This is a genomic window from Blautia massiliensis (ex Durand et al. 2017) (assembly GCF_001487165.1).
GTDB classification, from domain to species: domain Bacteria; phylum Bacillota; class Clostridia; order Lachnospirales; family Lachnospiraceae; genus Blautia_A; species Blautia_A fusiformis.
Window position 1 is genome coordinate 56,692 of sequence record NZ_LN913006.1, and the last position, 18,318, is coordinate 75,009.

General features: G+C 37.3%; 14 protein-coding genes and 1 pseudogene. 7 read left to right on the plus strand and 8 right to left on the minus strand.

Translation table 11 applies throughout. From position 1 onward, the window contains the following. Nucleotides 1–13: 13 nt before the first annotated feature. Both BN3261_RS01275 and BN3261_RS01280 read right to left on the minus strand, forming a co-directional pair. Nucleotides 14–799 (minus strand): hypothetical protein, encoded by a 786-nt coding sequence (locus tag BN3261_RS01275; protein ID WP_059085282.1) that lies wholly within the window; start codon nt 797–799, stop codon nt 14–16. Between the two features lie 99 nt (nt 800–898). Then, nucleotides 899–1,543 (minus strand): single-stranded DNA-binding protein, encoded by a 645-nt coding sequence (locus BN3261_RS01280; RefSeq protein WP_059085283.1) that lies wholly within the window; start codon nt 1,541–1,543, stop codon nt 899–901. 390 nt (nt 1,544–1,933) lie between these two features. Between BN3261_RS01280 and BN3261_RS01285 the strand changes: the two genes are divergently transcribed. Then, on the plus strand, nt 1,934–2,173 hold the full coding sequence (locus BN3261_RS01285) for a hypothetical protein (protein WP_025580526.1): 240 nt from the start codon (nt 1,934–1,936) through the stop codon (nt 2,171–2,173). Nucleotides 2,174–2,547: 374 nt separating this feature from the next. On the opposite strand, the gene BN3261_RS01290 is transcribed toward BN3261_RS01285, so the two are convergent. After that, nucleotides 2,548–3,222, minus strand: a complete 675-nt coding sequence (locus BN3261_RS01290; protein ID WP_225084395.1) for a response regulator transcription factor — start codon at nt 3,220–3,222, stop codon at nt 2,548–2,550. Nucleotides 3,223–3,443: 221 nt separating this feature from the next. Here BN3261_RS01290 and BN3261_RS01295 point away from each other — a divergent pair, with 221 nt between their 5' ends. From BN3261_RS01295 to BN3261_RS01315, 5 genes are all read left to right on the plus strand, one after another. Further along, nucleotides 3,444–4,373, plus strand: coding sequence for an ABC transporter ATP-binding protein (locus tag BN3261_RS01295; protein WP_015526838.1), 930 nt, complete (start codon nt 3,444–3,446; stop codon nt 4,371–4,373). Next, entirely contained in the window at nt 4,360–5,169 is an 810-nt protein-coding gene (locus BN3261_RS01300; protein WP_059085285.1) for an ABC transporter permease, read from the plus strand. Before BN3261_RS01295 ends, BN3261_RS01300 begins: the two co-directional genes overlap by 14 nt. A 280-nt stretch (nt 5,170–5,449) precedes the next feature. Beyond that, the gene (locus BN3261_RS01305) at nt 5,450–6,700 is read left to right on the plus strand and encodes a radical SAM/SPASM domain-containing protein (protein ID WP_025580532.1); all 1,251 of its coding nucleotides are present in this window, start codon (nt 5,450–5,452) and stop codon (nt 6,698–6,700) included. A 19-nt stretch (nt 6,701–6,719) separates the two neighbouring features. Beyond that, on the plus strand, nt 6,720–8,321 hold the full coding sequence (locus BN3261_RS01310; protein WP_059085286.1) for an ATP-binding cassette domain-containing protein: 1,602 nt from the start codon (nt 6,720–6,722) through the stop codon (nt 8,319–8,321). A gap of 13 nt (nt 8,322–8,334) precedes the next feature. Beyond that, nucleotides 8,335–9,216 carry a sensor histidine kinase gene (locus BN3261_RS01315; protein WP_179966168.1) on the plus strand — a complete coding sequence of 294 codons (882 nt, stop codon included), beginning with the start codon at nt 8,335–8,337 and terminating at the stop codon, nt 9,214–9,216. Nucleotides 9,217–9,493: 277 nt separating this feature from the next. Here BN3261_RS01315 and BN3261_RS01320 read toward each other — a convergent pair whose 3' ends face one another. Together BN3261_RS01320 and BN3261_RS01325 are read right to left on the minus strand one after the other, a co-directional pair. Next, on the minus strand, nt 9,494–9,934 hold the full coding sequence (locus BN3261_RS01320) for a hypothetical protein (RefSeq protein ID WP_059085287.1): 441 nt from the start codon (nt 9,932–9,934) through the stop codon (nt 9,494–9,496). Nucleotides 9,935–9,947: 13 nt separating this feature from the next. Further along, nucleotides 9,948–10,634, minus strand: a complete 687-nt coding sequence (locus BN3261_RS01325) for a hypothetical protein (RefSeq protein ID WP_059085288.1) — start codon at nt 10,632–10,634, stop codon at nt 9,948–9,950. 170 nt (nt 10,635–10,804) lie between these two features. Between BN3261_RS01325 and BN3261_RS01330 the strand changes: the two are divergent. Continuing rightward, nucleotides 10,805–12,167, plus strand: a pseudogene (locus BN3261_RS01330) (transposase); the annotation flags it as partial. A 249-nt stretch (nt 12,168–12,416) separates the two neighbouring features. On the opposite strand, the gene BN3261_RS01335 reads toward BN3261_RS01330, so the two are convergent. The 3 genes from BN3261_RS01335 to BN3261_RS01350 form a co-directional block, all read right to left on the minus strand. Next, a complete protein-coding gene (locus tag BN3261_RS01335; protein ID WP_059085290.1) occupies nt 12,417–12,983 on the minus strand; it encodes a sigma-70 family RNA polymerase sigma factor in 567 nt (188 codons plus the stop codon). 14 nt (nt 12,984–12,997) lie between these two features. Next, nucleotides 12,998–13,408, minus strand: a complete 411-nt coding sequence (locus BN3261_RS01340; protein WP_004223692.1) for a zinc-finger-containing protein — start codon at nt 13,406–13,408, stop codon at nt 12,998–13,000. Between the two features lie 877 nt (nt 13,409–14,285). After that, entirely contained in the window at nt 14,286–18,269 is a 3,984-nt protein-coding gene (locus BN3261_RS01350) for a VaFE repeat-containing surface-anchored protein (protein WP_059085292.1), read from the minus strand. Nucleotides 18,270–18,318 lie beyond the last annotated feature (49 nt).

The window sequence follows — 18,318 nt, forward strand, 5'->3', positions numbered from 1 at the left end:
AGTATTTCCTCCTTTATTCTTTTATCCAGGATAATTCTAGTGCCTGGTCCTTTTCTTTTGCGGTCAATTCATCTTTTTGGAAGATGGAAATGAGAATATCCCAATAGTTTCGTGGCGGGAAATAATCAAAACAATCCTTGATTTCCGCTGTATCACCATTTTGGATGTAAATTTGCCCGTTTTCATTAATATAGAGTTTATGGTGTCCTTTCGCATGGAGCTGTCCGATAAGGTTCTCCAGTTTTTTCTTGCCAATTAAGGAATACCAGGATTCCGGATCAGCAAAAGGAACATCGTCCTCATCGGTAACTGTGACAGTCTTTTTGAGGCTGGCAATGGTCAGCATTTGAAGTTCCAGATATCCGTATTGGTTCATACGTGCTTCCGCAAAGTTGTAGTCCTCCGTATGAAAGGTTCTCAGACGTATGGGATTTCCGCAAAGAAGCTGCTTCATGGATGGCTGCTTTTGGAATTCCCATGTTGCATTTGGAAATGCAGCCTGTAGTTTGTCGGTAATCTGATAGCTGATTTGTCTCCAAAGCAATTCTTCTGTTTCGGAAACTGGCTCAGATGATTTCAAAGAAGACCAAGGGCTTGTTTTGCCCTGGTTTTTGAGTAGGTTTAGAGTCAGTTTATGGATTTTGGGAAGAAGTGTGGAAAGAAATAGCAGCAGGATGCCAAGGATTCCGATACTTGCGACTGCATTACGATTTCCATTTCCTGGTATGAATATAGTTGCAATTAACAAAATTATTGTGAGCATACTTAGAACTTTAAGAAATTTCTTTTGTGTATTCACTTCATTTCCTCCATGTTTGTTTCAATAGAAAAAGGAATTGCAGCAGACCAGTAGATACTGGAAAGTCGCAATTCCTTCATTTTAGGGATCTTTGATAATTTACGGGAATGGAAGCTGCTGTGGTGGTGTATTTTCCGGAATATTGGTAAATCCATCACCAGATACATTGCCAGCCGTAAATCCCTGTGGTGCATAAGCCGATCCCCCTGCCGGAGCATAAGACATCTGTTGTGCGGCCTGTGGCATCATATTGTTATTGACTGGCATTGCGCCAGTAGGCACGGTACCGGAAGGATTCATTCCCATTGCCGGGTTTCCATTATAAGTAGCACCGTTTGCTGGTACTGGTGGAACATTCGGATTTCCGACCATTGGATTCCCCGGTACAGGTGTTGCTGCATTGGTATCATTACGATTCGCAGGTAAGAACTGCCAGTCCTTTACCATAATTTGCGGCGTGATAGCTGCTTGACCTGCATTATTGCCTTTCTGGTGAATATACGGATGGAGTTCTAAATCTCCGTAGACCATAAGACACGTTGATTTTTTGACACCGGCTTTTATCAGTCGATCTGCAAGAAACTTGTTGCAGTAACACTGATAGAAGATGGGTTCTTCCTTTCCGTTTTGACCTCTCTGGTTGGTAGCAAGCCCCAGACTGATGTATTCAGTTCCGGAGTTCTTTGCTTGTTGCATAACCGGATCGGCAGTTACCCTTCCTGTTGCAATGATAATAGATGACATAAAAATTCTCCTTTCTGCCCTTTGGGCGATAAAATAGTGATAAATAAAAAAAGTGCCATTATAGCACCGTATAAAACGGCATTATAATGACACGATTTTCCAACTTAAACTGCATGTGTACTGGAGATAGTATCCAGACACCCTATAAAGGGATAACACAAAACTTAAATACAATATCATAGTAACACAAGATATAGCGAAGGTCAATGATAAAATGCCATATATAGTATTTTGCGATTCGAAATAATAATTTTTGTGTCAAAATGCTTGGAAGTGTAGTATTTTATGAGGATAATCCCAAATAGATATAAAATTTTCATAAAACACTACTACCTTTTCAGAGTAGATAAAATGTGGTAGAATGAGGAAAAATTATTAGGAGGATGCATTATGGCAAGACGAAAAAAACTGGAAAACACATCTTTGGAAGAGCAACTGGAGTATGTGGAACAGGAGATTCGTACAAAAGAGTCCGATTTAAAGGAACTGCGTCATAAAGCAAAAGAGATTCAAAAAGAGATAGAAGAGAAGCAGAAAGATGAGCTGTTTAAGGCTTTGGTAGCATCTGGGAAAACCATTGATGAGGTTATGAGATTTATAAAGGCAACAGGAGAAGATAAAATCGAATAAAAAAAATGAAAGATGCCGTTGTGGGGGAGTGAATCTGCAACGGTGTTTTTTATGGTCAGCTGAAATACAAATGATTTTCATAGACCACAATCACCGTTACCTTGGAAAGGAATATGTAGTGGTTCGAAGTTGTGTCTTTGCATTTGTAATTCGTAGATTTAATATATACTGCGTGGAAGTTAAGCCATTGTAGTGTCTAAAACTACGGATAACTCAGATGGTGCTTGGACGTATGTGATAGTTAATGAAGTGTTTGTGCCTGAAAAAATTGTTGAGGGTATACCTAGTTGTTTGAAAGTATGAAAAAAGTGAATAGGGTAAAAAATACCGTTACAGATTAATCTTTGTAATGGTATTTTTTGCGTGAATTTATTCTAACGGTGTAATTTATAACCTATTCCCCATACAGTATCGATATAAGGGGCTTGGTTTCCTATATGCTCTAGTTTTTTTCTTAGTTTGCTTATATGGACATTGAGAGTATTATCATCTGAAATATAATCTTTTCCCCAAATAAGTTGATATAAAGATTCCTTTGTAAAAGTCTGTTTTGGATGTTTGATTAGTAGCTGTAAGAGGTTATATTCGGTAGTAGTCAGAGTAAGCTCTGTGTTATTTACAAGTACTTTGTGATCATCCACATTTATGCGAATATCTTTAAAGGAATATTCCGTTTGGGGACTTTCGCTGCAACGGCGCAAAACACTTTCTATTCGTGCGAGAACTTCTTCATGATAAAAAGGTTTAGTTATATAATCATCTGCACCGGATCGGAGAAGGTTTATACGAATCTCAGGCTGATTTTTGGCAGATATAACAATAACTGGAATAGAATTGTTGTGTTTTTTTAGGTGAAATAGTATTTTTTCACCAGGCAAATCGGGAAGCATCAAATCTAATAACATTAAATCATATTTTTTAGAGGAAAGAGCTTCAATTGCTTCTATCCCATTGTGATATGCTGAAACATTGTAATGGTTTCTTTTTAATAATTCTGTAAAAATAAAGCAAATTTCTTTATCATCTTCTACTAATAATATATCAATCATAATAAACTCCTTTGGTAATAGGTATGGTAAAAATACTAACATGATTTGTAATTTCATACAAGTTACTGTTTTAAATAATTTGAAGGTTTCATAGGCGAGTGGGAAAATATAAAGATAAATTTATAATTTTATGGAAATTTAAGAACTGATTTAAGAGAAATGTTAGAATTAGACATTATCATTATCATTATAGGATTTAAGAAACGAGGGAAGTGATTAGAATGAAAGAACCCGAAAAAATATTGGAAGCAAAAGATATTTGTAAAGCATACGGAAAAAATATGGTACTTAATCAGGTAAATCTTACGATAAAAGCGGGCGAGATATATGGACTGGTTGGAGAAAATGGTGCAGGAAAAAGTAGCCTGATGAAAGTTATTACAGGACTAACAAAGCCGACTTCAGGTGAGATAAGTTTATTTGGTAAAAAAAATCTTGAAGATGAAAGAAATAAGATAGGATGTTTAATTGAAAATCCAGCTTTGTATATGGACATGACAGCACGCCAAAATTTGGAAATCCAGCGTACTCAACGAGGAATTCCAGGAAAAAGTAGTATTGATGAAGTTCTGGAAATAATGGATTTAAAGGACGCTGGAAATAAAAGAGTGAAGGCTTTTTCTTTAGGGATGAAACAGCGATTAGGAATTGCAATTGCATTGCTTGGTCGCCCACAGTTGCTAATTTTAGATGAACCAATAAATGGCTTAGATCCAACCAAAATTAAATATGTGCGAGAAGTCTTAAAGAATATGAATGAAGAAGATGGTACAACGATACTTATATCCAGTCATATTTTGCCAGAGTTACATCAACTTGCAACTGTATATGGATTTATACATCATGGAAAAATGTTACAACAGATTACAGATAAAGAATTAGATGAGAAATGTCGTCGTCATGTTCATATCGAAGTAGACAATGTGGAAAAGGCTAGTTGTATTTTAGATGAGAGGTATCCAGAAAGTCAAATAAAAGTTTATTTAAGAAATGTGATTAAGGTATTTGGTTATAATAAAAATATTTCTGATATAACAAAAGAATTAGTATATGGAGGAGTTGGTGTAGAAAAAATAGGATATGAAGGAGAAGACTTAGAAGAGTATTACACAAATCTATTATCGGAGGTGAAATCGAATGAGACAGCTTAAAGCAGAGTACTATAAAATGAAATATTCGCGAGCCTCGAAGTGGGTTTTAGTATTTATGGCATTTATTTTTTTTATACCGTTCGTTGTGGGAAATGATACATTGTTTATGACTTTTGGTGATTATAGAAATATAGATAGCATTGGTTGGATTTGCTACATAGACGACATGAATAATGTAAAAGCTGCAGAAATCGCAAGATTTGCATTATCAATTAATTTTTTTTCTTGGATTGGATTAATTGTCTATATTACGACAATGGTATCTGCAGAATTTCATCAAGGAACAATAAGAGCTTCTGTCGTATATGGGATAAATCGAACCAAATTATTTTTAAGTAAATTACTGGTGATAAATGTTCACTTTTTTATTCTCTATTATATTGTGGAAACTGCATTAGGCTTAGGATTAGCATGGAAGTATGGTTTTCATTATAAAGGTGAGGAATTTTTGATTTTTATCGGAATGGTTACCTTAAATATGATAGCTATGATTGGAATGGAAGCTGTGGCGGTTTTGATTACGGTTTTAGTAAAGAATACAGGAATTGTGGCAGCTTTATCATGTGTATATTTCTTTGCAGGTGCGATTACTTATCCTATGGTATATGAGGATTTTCAAAATCAATCAGTGCTTCTTAAAGCATTTTGTGTTATGAACCCGACCACTTATATGTATAATATTTGTGGATATCGGATGACAAATGGGATTGTTGTTGGAACTATTATGTATGGTATGGGTGCGTGCCTGGTGGGGATAGTTTTAATGCATTTTGCATTGAAACGTCAAGAACTTTAATTTGTGTTTCAAGTAGCTCTTACTACTTTGAAATAAATAAATATTTTACAGGAGGATATTGCAATGAAGTGGATTAACAAAGCATCAGAGGACAAAAGTACAAGAATCTGCTGGGTTTACAATGATAAAGGTTGTGGATCTAAAAAGGCTACATGTGTAATTCGTTACTAAAGATATTTGTAGTCAGTAAAGGAAAATGTGCTCAGCAATATGCTGGGCACATTTTCATTATTGCAAAGAACACTGTGAAAACAAGAGATTAAGAAAAGAGGATATAATAATGAAATTATCAAGATACAATATAGAGAAAAAAGAAGATAAAAGTTGTTTGATTTACAATACGGTCACATCTGCAATACTGGAATTAGATACTGATTATGAAAAATCATATTATGAAATGAAAGAAGGGAAAAAATGTTCAAAGCCTGATTTAGAGTCAGCATTATTAGAGGGTGGTATGCTAGTTGAAGATGATAAAGATGAATTTGCAGAATTGCTTATAAGAAATAAAATAGAAAGGTTTGCGGATTCAAATCTTACATTAACTATTGCCCCAACTATGGCATGTAATTTTTGTTGTCCCTATTGCTATGAAAAAGGGAGAGAATATATTACTATGTCTGAGACTGTTCAGGATCAATTAACATCGCAGCTCAAAGAAAAATATCAGCATATACATGAATTAACGGTATCTTGGTATGGAGGGGAGCCATTATTGGCAATTGAAACTATTGAAAAATTAACCAAAAAGATAAAGTCTGTTTTGCCACTTGGTTGCAAATATAATGCGGATATGGTCACAAATGGTTATAAATTGACTAGAAGAGTAGCTGAAAAATTAAAAGACATGGACATCCACTATATTCAAGTTACTTTAGATGGTTCAAAACAAGCCCATGATAGTAGAAGGATTCTCCATAATCATCAGCCTACCTTCGAACATATATTGGACAATATAAGAGAATGTGCGGATATTTTGAATATTTCGATAAGAATTAATGTTGACAAGACAAATATAAACGAAGCAACAGAAATATTTGATTGGCTAGAAAGATATGGTTTAAAAGGTAGAGTTGGTTATTATTTAGCACCAGTAGATGATATTAATGGAGTATGTAATAATCATATATGTATGGAACGACCACAGTACGCAAAAGAAGAGATTGCGTTTTATAAAGAAGGGATTAAGAGAGGCTTTATGTACCAAGGTGTTAAGCCGAGCAATTATGGTGTATGTGGAGCAATTAGCTTAAATTCATTTGTGATAGGTCCAGATGGAGCGTTGTATAAATGTTGGAATGATATTGGATATAGTGAACGAAGTATCGGTAATTTGGAAAAAGGAATCAAACTTACAAATAAATTTGTAGAATGGCTTTCCTATGATGTCGTAAAGGATCAAGAATGTAAAGATTGTTCATTTTTTCCAGTATGTTATGGTGGGTGTGCTGCTTATAAAAATAAGATTTGTTCTTCAGTAAAATGGAATGCAGAAGAGATGTTGGAGCTGATGAAAGAAATGGCTCAATGAAATAGCAGGGAGAATTGGAATGATAAAATTTTGCAGTAAATATGTTTTTCAATATAAAATAGAATATGGGATATATTTTTTGTTGGGTATTATACTGTGCGGGTTAAATACATTTATACCGGCTGCTATGGGACAATTTATTAATATGTTTAATGTGGAAACAACATATTCAGCAATGTTAAAATTCATATTTTTATTACTGTTATTGTATGTTGGTAAGGAAATTGTCTGCTATGTCAATAAAATACTTTATATAAGGATACAGACTAATGCAGCATTTTCATTAAATTTCGAAATTGTAAATCATTTAAAAAAAGTTTCGCCACTCGTAATTGGCAGAACTGATTTATCGTACTTATCTCAAAGGATAAACAATGATGCGAATGATGTACTTATTTTTTTCATCAGCTCCTTGACTGAATTGATATTTTCAGTTTTTTCAGCGGGTATAATCTTATTTATGATTTGGAAAATGGATTCGATTGCTTTTATAGTTACAATGTTTTTATTAGCACTTTATTTTTTTATATATATTGGCTTCAAAAAGCGTATTTATAATTGCAGTTATGGAATGAAAGAGGAGAAATCCAATTTCTTCTCCAGACTGCAGGAACAATTAGAAAAAATAGAGTTTATAAAAATACATAGTATGGATTCATTTTTTTTAAATAGGTTAGTAGCATCATATCAAAAATTATATCGATCTATATTTAAACAACAAGCGACTATCCAGGCATTTGCAAATCTTGAAGGGATTGTAGGGGCAATATCTGTATGCATTTTACTTTGGATTGGAGGAAAAAAGATACTTACTGGAGATATGCAAATAGGATATTTCTATATGATTTCAGTATATTTTAATATGATTTTGGAATATGGAAAAGAAATAGTGGCATACGGTCAAGAATACCAAGAGGCTTATGTATCCTTTGAACGTATAAAATCTATTTTAGAAATTAAGGAGCAGTCTAAGGGGTGTATAAGACTTAATGAAATCAAACAAATTAGAATTCAGGATTTGAATTTTGCATATGACCAGAAAGAAACCATAAAAAGTTTTTCTACAAACTTAAAAAAGGGGAAAGTTTATGGATTGAAAGGAGAAAACGGATGTGGGAAAAGTACACTTATTAAAATTTTAATGGGTATGTATGTAGATGAATATCAAGGGAATATAATATGGAACGATACAGAAATGAGAAATTTAGATATGGATTATATAAGAGAACATGTAATCAGTGTAACAGAACAGGAGCCGACTTTAATAGCAGATACAATATATAATAATATTGCTTTATATCGAAAGCTTGATGTAAAATGTATACAGAGAGCCGTTGATTGCTTTGGTGATAGTATTTTGAAAAGAGATAATTGGGATTTGCAAATTAATGAAAAGTCAAGTAATATTTCCGGTGGAGAAAAGCAAAAAATTGCAATTATTCGCCAAGTAGTGCAAGACGGTCAGGTAATGATTTTTGATGAGCCTACCTCAGCTATGGATGAGAGTGGAAAAAAACAATTTTTACAGTTGATCGATCAAATTAAAAATCATAAAATAATTATTATTGTTTCACATGATAATGCAATCTTGAATACATGTGATGAGATTCTAATATTATAAGGAGATATGAAGTTTGCTAGTTGTCTTTTTAATAACAGGAGTGTTTATATTATTAGGCATATTATACATTTTTCATCTGAAGAGGGAAATTAGAAGAATTATAGAATGGATAGAACATAATGAGCATATCTACTCGGTCAATGTATTGGATAAAGATATTGAGAACCTTGCACTTAGTATCAACAAGCGAATTAAAGAAGATGAACGAAAAGAACATCAGCTAAAAAAACAGGATAAAAATTTTAAAAAGATGGTAGCAAATTTATCACACGATTTACGTACTCCATTAACTGTTATTATTGGTTACTTGCAGTTAATTAGATTAGAAAAAAATGTGAATGAACCTGTTAATAGCTATATAGAACATATTGAAAAAAAGGCGGATTATTTAAAAAAATTAGTAGACGATTTATATTTATTGTTTTGGAGTGAAGCAATAGAGAGCGAAGTTGATATGAAATCAGTCAATATTACAGAGGTAGTCACTTCTTTGTTAAAGGAATATATTCAAAATTCAAAACGTGCCTCAGAACAATTAGATATTAGACTGCCACATGGAAACATTTGGATACTTGCTCAAGAGAAAATATTAATTAGAATTTTATGTAATTTAATAGATAATGCTTTAAAGTATAGTACTGGTGATATAATGTTTTACATGTGGGGAGAATCCGAGTATTGTCATATACAAATAAGCAATCCTTCTGATTATATTAGTGATGAAGAATTAAAATCTATATTTGATTTGTTTTACACAAAAGATGAAGCAAGGATAAAAAGCAGTGGTATCGGATTGTATGCTACTAGAAAGCTAGTAATACAAATAAGTGGTGATATTCAAGTGAATTATGAAGCGGGAATTTTCACTGTCAGTATAAAGTTGCCCTTAATATGAAAAAATTGGTCACAGTAGAAAAATAAAAGATATTGTTACTGCATTTTGAAACCCTGAAAGTGAAAGCACTGTCCATTTTTTGAAGAGTCTTCTGGAATACAATAGATTATTATTCCCTGCGATTGCTGTTATGCTGTCATCCTTGAGACAGAATACGTGGTAGTTCGGAGTGGTTTTTGTCATTTCACTGGGACGGCAGAAGGAAAACTTATAAAGCATAATAGAAGTGGGTATGTGAAAGTGGCATATCCACTTCTATTGTATTTAGAGAAGAAATCTAAGAGTTCTTCGGGGAAACATCTTCATTTAGGGATAATTCCTCATACGCAAGTAAATCCGGAGTAACCTTTTCTTCACCCGAAAGGTTTGCTACGTTCCGGAAATATAGGCGATAATAATGTCCAGATAAAAGGCGGATATTTTTATCGAATGTAAAGTGATATTCTTTCTGGTCAGTGGACCGGAAAATAATTTTCTGTTTCTTGGTAAGTGGGCTGACTTCACGTTTTGTACAGGTTCCAGTTAATTCGGTATAGTCATGCATCTTGATGGTATGTAGCAGACTCACAATTCGTATGGCAGTTCCAACACCGATGCAAAGACTCATGAGGAGAAATATCTGGTCGTGCGTTACAAATCCGTAAATACATCCAAATAAGACACAGAAAAAGCCGATTGCCCCATGGACAATCAGCTTATTAAGAAATGGTTTTGGCATAATTTGCTCCTTCCTATAATTTTTCAAATGCAATCTGTTTATTGAGGTACAAATTACTGATGGCTTCCAGTATAGGATAACCGGCATGGGTGAATTGGATATCCTGTGCCAGGGTACGGAATGTTGCATCCGAGGTTTCATAAAGCTGCGTCAAAAGTTGCGCTGTATTTTGTGGATGGATGCCCTGTTCTACACAGGTTACAAGCTCTGCCGTAGAAATCTGTACTTTTTTTGCTATTTGGAGTACCGTGTCCTCTATAGCAGTCCGTGCCGGCTTTTTTAGATAATGGAGCAGTTCTTTTGTGTGCAGTTTTTTCTTCATGCAGAGATAGATGCAGGTAAAGAGCCGTACTGAAAAACTGTCCTGCAATGGGCTGATATAAAGTTCTCCTAAGAGGCGGTACAGGGCATCCACACCAGTTAAACCATCCCCTTTTACAATTAGTCCCCGAAGTTGCAGGCGATTCAGGTAAGGTTCAATGGGGATATTTTCCGAACGGTGATGTTTTTTCAAACGTTCCGAAAAGGCAGACTGCAATTCATGGATCTGTCGGATTTGAAATGCGAGGCTGCTCCACAGAAAGAATTCTTCTTCTGTCAGTCCGTATTCCTGCTGGTTATTGATAACTGTCGGTGTTTTATGTTCCTTTATGGAATCCTGGAATCGTAGGATTCCGACTGCAGTATAAAGTGTCAGCATAATCGTTCTCCCTTCAAGATAAAAGAGTATATAGGCGTTTGCGAAACGCCAAAAGCCGCATAAATACGGCATTTTTTTGTTGTTAAAATAAAATATCTCCTCAAGGTTTATGGTAAAATAGAATTGCCTAGAAACTAATTAACCAATCCACCTAAAGGAGATATACCTACATGATAACATATAAACAGCTCACTTTGGCAGAAATTTTTGAAGATTGTCAAAATAAATTCGACAACGACAAATATCAGTTCCTTTCGCTTCTTGATGAAGCCATTAACCTTGATGAAATTGTTCCTGTTTCTTTTATTTCTCATTTTTACGCCAGTACCGGAAGACCTCGCAAACATCAGCTTTATCCAATGCTTAAGGCACTTCTTATACAGCGTATTTTCTCAATCCCGACGGACACACTCCTGATCGTATTTTTGAAATTTTCCCAGGAACTGCGTGATTTCTGCGGTTTTGATGTTGTTCCGGATGGTTCCAAATTTACACGTTTCAAACAGGATTTTTTATCGGACTTACAATCTATGTTCGATCATCTTGTTGATCTGACCGAACCGATCTGCCAAAGTCTTGATCCTGCCCTTGCTTCCATGACAATCTTTGATACCTCTGGCATTGAAGCATGGGTTACAGAAAATAACCCAAAATATGCCAATCGTATTATCAAGCAGCTAAAGGCTTTCAAAAAGTCCCATAACCTTGATGATTCCTATGATCCTTATAAAGCTGCTTATGGCTCTATGCCAACTCATGCGGCTTCCAATCAGGCAATCCAGCAGATGTACATCAATGGACATTTCTGTTACGCCTATAAATTTGGCATTATTACGAACGGGCTTGGTATTGTTCGTGACATCACTTTCTACAACAAGGACTTTCTAAAAAACCATCCTGATATCGTTGTAGGGAAGAAATCAGATTCACCGGATGAGGATAAATCCCTTGCCGATTCGAAAGCACTTCTTCCAGTTTTAATTGACTTTTTCCAGAAACATCCTTTAATAAATTCAAAGACGTTTCTTGGAGATGCTGCGTTTGATGCCATTAACATTTACAAATCCCTCTTTGAAGAAATTGGCTTTCAAAAAGCTTTTATCCCTTTAAAAACAAAGCTTTCTGTGGAAGGAACCGACTATACTGTCAATGAAAACGGTATTCCCTGCTGTCCTCACGATCCATCACTTCCGATGCGGCGTGAAGGAAGCAGATCCCATTTGCGGAGCAAACTTCCTACCATGAAGTTTGTATGTCCAAAAATGAAATGGAAATACAATCCTGCCGACAAGTCAAAACATCGCGTATGTCATTGTGACAATCCATGTACATCTTCTTCCTGCGGACGAATGATCTACATTTATCCTGAAAAGAACCTTCGTGCCTATCCTGGTGTAGAACGCGGCTCACAGGAATGGGAGGATACTTACAAGATCCGTGTAAATGTTGAAAAGTCAATCAACCATTTCAAAGATAGTTTCTGCATTGCAGATCGTAAAACACAGAATGAGAAAACACTTCATGCTGATTTACTGCTTGCAGGAATTACCCAGCTTGTTACTGTGCTTGTCGCTGATAAGATTCATCAATACCAATACATCCGGAGTTTGAAGCCTTTGATTGCCTGATTATTAATATGCATACAATCTTTTCTTCGCAGTTTATCTGGGAAGTCTTTTAGTCATGTTCAAATTTAGAAGTACCTATTTTTCACTTAAGAATCCTGCGTTGCAGGATTCTTACCGCTTTTTAGTCAGGATTGCGAACTTGTTTCGCAATTACCTATAAAAGAGTATATAATTTGGTATCCTGCTGTAAGTATTTCCGGGCTTTGCTTTGCCATGCCCGGACATGATTCATTGGGACACCATAATGTTTGGAAATTTCTTGGTTGGTATATCCTTTTTGCTGCAGGAGCAGGGCATGTATTCCTTTTCTGAGTGTATTGCAGCTTCCCGCTTCTAAGGACTGCAGGTGCTTATAAATGGGTTCCTGGTTCATACATTGTTCCTGCCATAGTTCGTTTTTTTGGTCTACAAGCAGGGGTTCCATGTCAAATTCGGAAGATGCATACATGGAACAGGTGTATTTTCGTTCTTTTTGCAGTTTTCTCCAATAACTGTAAATGGCATTTCGTATGGCAACTCTGGCGTAAACTGCAAAGGGACGGGTGTTGTCATAGTTCATGGCGGCTTTGCATAAAGCTAAGTTTCCGGCTTGCATAAGGTCTTGCTGCTCATCGTATGAGACATAAGCACAACGGGTAGTCAATTTTTTTACCATTTCAGGTACCAAATATAAGTACTCCTCTGTCAATCGGCGTTCATCATCTGTCATCGGGATAATCATGCATATCCCCCCTTTCAACCAATGGCCCTGAGAGGGATATGGTTATTCTCCAGAATCTTCATGGATTCCAGAATTAGTTGATCACACATATAAGTGCTAAATTCTCCGATGTGTGCTTCCTTGGCAGTCAGACAGAATTTATCAGCAATCCAGCGATAAGCCTCCGATTTCGTAAAGATGTGGTTTAGCCATATCTGGTCAAACACCCGGTGTGCTTGGATCCTTTTTTGCCGAAGTTCTTTGTTTGCCAGTTTTCCTTTGGCATTGGTAGTGCCAGGATGAACTCCTACATAAGAATTACACTGTGGGAAGTGACTGCACACATAGAGTTTTCCATCTTTCGCTTTATTTCCATATACATAGGACGCATCCCTTAAAATTGCGATGCTGCCGCAGTATGGGCAGCGGATTTGTTTCTGTTTCATAAAGATTCACCTCGCTTACGTGTTTTATACGTATATTGTAAGAAAGCAGGTGATGAATTCCCATAGGATGGGCATAGAAACTACTCCCAGATTCGGACTAAATGGCACAAAATGGCAGAAAATCTAAGAATAGAACAGTGCCTTGATAAGCGGAAAGAAACCGCTGTCTGCAAAACGTGGATAATTTACTGGTGTAAAGATGAACCCTGCACAGAAAATCCGGATGACATAAACAGAAATCAGAGCTATACATAGCCGATACAGATTTCTGGTGCGTCTGCTCCAGGGCTTTCTAGGACGAAACTTCAGGTACAGGATTAAAAGTGCAGGAATAAAAATAAAGTTCGTAAATATTGTATCGATTCCTTGAATCATAGCAGTGAAATTCAACATAAAATCGCCTCCTTTCTTATCCTGTACTCCTGTACGCAGAAAGTGCCAAAAGTGCAACCTTTTACCAGTGATAATGGGATGCTTCCTGATGCCGCAGTAAAGCAAAACAAGGACATGGCTTATCGGTCAATGCTTCTTTTGCAAAGTAGAGTCCATATAAGGACTGAAACTGTTCCAGTGTTATGGCGGACAGACATTCCGTTGGTTCCGGTATGCGGGAGAAGAGCATACGGGCATCTGCCATGGGCAGGACACAAGGACTGCCGTTTTCATCTGGATGATATAAGAAGTGTGGGCCATTACAATAACCTGGGGTTTTACAGGAAACGCAGCGAACATAAATACAGGAATGCCAATTTCCATCACAAATATCTAAAAAATGCCGGATGTGTTTGGCATCGGCATTACAACGAGATTGTTCCATATTCATCACCTTTATAACAGGCAGCCGTAATAAGCTGCCTGTGAGCATATCTATTGATAGTTACTTATCTTTTTTCCGCTTACGGATATATAAGATACCAAATCCGGCAGCAAAGAGGAGTGCGGCACCTGCCAGTAAAAGATAAGGAAGAATGGTTGTTTCATCTCCGGTCTTGACTGGTTTGGAAGGTTCAGGTGTGTCTTTTGGAACTTCCGTAAGTTTTATCGTCTGTCCTTTATCGTCCAGATCCTCATGGGAAGCAATTTCAAGTGCTGTTTCTCCTTCAAGGGAAAAAAGTTTTTCAAAAACGACTACATCATGTCCAGCCAATGTGCTTCCATCAAAAGTGAAGATGACTTCGACAGAACCATTGGAATCCTTTGGTGTAAATTCTGTTTCTGCCGTGACAGGTTTTCCATCAATCAGAACTTCCTTTTGGGTTGTTTTGTCCATCAGTGTGCCGACCAGTTTGTATGGAGTATCCGGAATCAGATTTTGGTAGGATACGGTGTCAATGATGGTTACTTCTTTCGTAGCAACGGCTTCCTGATCCCCATCCGCTTTGTCCTTCGCAGTAGTTCCAATTCCCGGGAAGTAGATAGACTGTTCATGGTCTTCTATATCGGCGTGAACAGCAATCTCTTTTTCCTGATACGTTAAAGACTCAAAGACAACAATTGTTTTGCCGGACAGGATGCTGCCATCAAATGTAAAGGTAAGTTCAATACTGCCAGAGGCATCTTCAGGAGTAAAGGTCGTAGTGGCAGTAATCGGTTTACCATCTGCCTGAAGAGGTTCTTTTGTCTCTTTGTCCATCAAGGTACCGGTAAGTGCATACTCTTTTCCTGGAATTAGGTTACTATATTTAACCGTATCAACAATAGTAATCTCTTTATCGGTTTTGGCAAAATGATCTCCGTCTGCTTTGTCTTTTGCAGTAGTAGCGATTTCTGGGAAGTAGATGGTCTGCCCTTTATCTTCAAGATCTGCGTGTGTTGCAAATTCTTTGCCGTCATAAGTAGCAGATTCAAAAACAACTACGGTTTTTCCGGCAAGGGAAGTCCCATCAAAAGAAAAAATTACATCCACGGTTCCAGAGGATTCTTTAGGAGTAAATGTGGTTTCGGCAGTAACCTCTTTCTTATCTATTTCGACAGGCTTTCCAGTTTCTTTATCCATAAGGGTTCCAGTCATAACATATTCTTCGCCGGGCAGAAGATTTTTGTAAGCTACCGTATCTACAAGGGTAACTTCTTTATCTGCCTGGGAAAGATTCATATCTGTTTCCTTATCTTTTGCAGTGGTCCCGATTTCTGGGAAATAGATAGTCTGATCCTGATCTGTAATGTCCGCATGAACAGCCAGTTTTAAATCCTCCTGGTACAGTTCTTCAAATACTACGATTGTTTTGCCCTTCAGAGAAGAGGCATTGAACGTAAAGGTCACTTTTGCAGAACCAGAAGATTTTTTTGGTTTGAAGGTGGTTTCTGCTGTGACAGGTTTTCCATCTATTTCTATTGGCTTTCCGGATTCCTGATCCATCAGTGTGCCGATGAGCTTATAAGACTGTCCTTTCTTTAAGCCTTCGTATTCTACGGTATCAACCAGAGTGATTTTTTCTTCTGGTTTGGCAAAGTGGGAGTTGCTGTCTTTGTCAAGGGCAGTAGTTCCAATGGTAATCTGATCATCCGTTAAAGTTCCCATATCCACGACTACGTGATTTTTGTATACAGAGACTTCAATTTTTAAGAGGTTCATACCTTCATTGGAATCGCAGCGTTGTTCTTCCAAAATATAGGTATCATAAATCAGGGCTCCTTTGGCATCATCAGGTTTAGAAGAGCCAAACCAGATTCCGTCTTCAGAAGTTTCCCCACGATTGGTATTTGTAGTGTGCTTATTCCATTCTGAGGAAGTACTGGCATAGCCATTTTTGTCTGTTACAATGGTATGACTTTCTCCTGTAGTTTTGGAGGTAATGGAAAATGGAACATTTGCCAGCCGGTTTAAATCTCCGTCAGAGACCTTTACGAATTCTAAATCGCCACGGATTACCTGATTGGAAATTGCTGTTTCTTTTGCAGTTAAATCCAAAATTTTCCCATTTTCTGTGATATGAAACTCCTGAGAGAGTTTTCCCTCGTTCAAATAACCTTCCGGTGCTTTTGTCTCGTCAACCCGGTAATGTCCATAAGGGAGCGTATCTTTTTTGGTGGAAGCAAGCCCCTTTTCATCTGTCTTCAAAGTGAGAACTACTTGATCTTTTTCGTAAACGGTTCCATCCACAAGAACAGGATTTGGACCAAGATTGGTGATTGTAAATTCTGCATCCTTTAAAGAAGCATTTCCCTGTGGTTTGGCTTCTCCTGTTTCCAGATCCCGTTTTTGGATTTTGACACCGCCACGGATAATCTGGTTAGAAACAGAAGTCTCTTCTGTTGTTAAATTTACTATTTCTCCATTTTGGGTGATGTCAAATTCAAGAGCCTTTGCACCATCGGTTAGGTATCCGGAAGGCGCTTTGGTTTCTTCTATCTGGTAATGTCCAAGGGGCAGGGCATCAGCGGCACTTGCAGCAATACCATGTGTATCCGATTTGATTGTAAGCACTGCCTGACCATTTTCATAGAGCTTTCCACCTACCCATACCGGCTGTTTGTTCAAAGTGGTAATGGTAAATTCGGCATCTGCAAGCGATGCGGTTCCTTGTGCTTGTGTTCCCTGAGTTTCCAGATCCCGCTTCTGAATTTTGACGCCGCCTCGGAAGACCTGTTCTTCGATAGAAGAAGCGTTATAAATAGAGATAGTTTCTTCCGTACCGGTACTGGTGATTTGCTGCACGAAAACAGATTCGTTTGGAAGATAGCCGGCAGGGGCTTTGGTTTCCTGTACGGTTACTGTACCCAGTGGGAAGCAGACGGTCTTTCCATCACTGGCATAGAAAAATTCATCCCCGGATACCAAATAATCTTTTGTAAAATGGATTTCTCCAGAGGCATCTGTTTTCAATATCCAGGTGCGAACCGGTTTCTTGCCATTTGCTCCGGGATCGGTAGCTGACTGCTCTGTATAGAATTTTATTGTAAATTCGGCATTGGCGAGAGAGCCGGTTCCCTGTGCTGAATTTTGCTGTGTGTCAGCATCCAGCTTTTTAAGGAGCAGTTTTACGGGATTATTTTGAGGAATATCCTTTACTTTTACGGTAGATGTTCCTTCTGCTTTTACCGTAACATTATGGGCGGAAGTATCTATAGCAAACCCTTCTGGGGCACTGATTTCTTTAACGGTGTAACTTCCTTCAGCCAGTTCTTTGGATTTTGCATATCCTTTTTTATCGGTAACAAGAGTTTCTACCAGTTCTTCCCCTTTGTAGATTCCGTATTTGGCTCCTTCTAAAGAGTAATTGCCATTTTTATCGGAAATATCGGTATTGGCAGAGGATTTCTGCAGTTCGATAAAGCCGTTTGGAACCTGATACCAGCTTCCTGCAAAAGTTTGGGAAGCATCGCCAGGAACGATAAAAGCACGGAAGGATTCTGGTGGGGCAGGAAGCCCTTCAATGGCGTTGGCAACTTCCAATGCTTTGTCAATATAATTTTGAGGTGCACCATGAAAGGCGCCGGAGTCCCCATTATTTCCTGCATGGATATAGGAAACGACCAGATGACCAATGACATAAGAATTGTCATCGGACCATCCTTGGAAATATTGATCTTTTATTACCTTTTCATAACCATATCCACCGTTTAAGTAGTAAAGAGCTTTTCTGAGTGGGGAATTTTTTCCCAAAAGGTTATAAGGATACTTTCCGGAAGCCGGTGTTTTCTTTAATGGTTCTACGCAATAAGCCGTGTTATTGCCATCAAAGCTCATGCGGGAAGTATAATAGTCCCCGTATGGAATTTTGGCTCCTGCCTTATAATCAATGGTTCCATCTGCAGCATAAGCGGTATGGGCATTGAAAAAGAGTGTGCTAAGAAACATCGTGACACAAAGAAAAAGGGCGGTTAGCCGGATATGAGGTTGTTTTGCTGGTTTTAACATAAATCTCCTCCTTTGTTAAAAAGAAAAGCAGCCATATTCGGGCTGCAGG

Bases quoted from the DNA above. Each gene is read 5' to 3' on its own strand.
- BN3261_RS01290 (WP_225084395.1), bottom strand. From the start codon at position 3,222: ATGATTGATATATTATTAGTAGAAGATGATAAAGAAATTTGCTTTATT.
- BN3261_RS01285 (WP_025580526.1), top strand. From the start codon at position 1,934: ATGGCAAGACGAAAAAAACTGGAAAACACATCTTTGGAAGAGCAACTG.
- BN3261_RS01280 (WP_059085283.1), bottom strand. From the start codon at position 1,543: ATGTCATCTATTATCATTGCAACAGGAAGGGTAACTGCCGATCCGGTT.
- BN3261_RS01310 (WP_059085286.1), top strand. From the start codon at position 6,720: ATGATAAAATTTTGCAGTAAATATGTTTTTCAATATAAAATAGAATAT.
- BN3261_RS01300 (WP_059085285.1), top strand. From the start codon at position 4,360: ATGAGACAGCTTAAAGCAGAGTACTATAAAATGAAATATTCGCGAGCC.
- BN3261_RS01325 (WP_059085288.1), bottom strand. From the start codon at position 10,634: ATGCTGACACTTTATACTGCAGTCGGAATCCTACGATTCCAGGATTCC.
- BN3261_RS01305 (WP_025580532.1), top strand. From the start codon at position 5,450: ATGAAATTATCAAGATACAATATAGAGAAAAAAGAAGATAAAAGTTGT.
- BN3261_RS01335 (WP_059085290.1), bottom strand. From the start codon at position 12,983: ATGATTATCCCGATGACAGATGATGAACGCCGATTGACAGAGGAGTAC.
- BN3261_RS01295 (WP_015526838.1), top strand. From the start codon at position 3,444: ATGAAAGAACCCGAAAAAATATTGGAAGCAAAAGATATTTGTAAAGCA.
- BN3261_RS01320 (WP_059085287.1), bottom strand. From the start codon at position 9,934: ATGCCAAAACCATTTCTTAATAAGCTGATTGTCCATGGGGCAATCGGC.
- BN3261_RS01340 (WP_004223692.1), bottom strand. From the start codon at position 13,408: ATGAAACAGAAACAAATCCGCTGCCCATACTGCGGCAGCATCGCAATT.
- BN3261_RS01350 (WP_059085292.1), bottom strand. From the start codon at position 18,269: ATGTTAAAACCAGCAAAACAACCTCATATCCGGCTAACCGCCCTTTTT.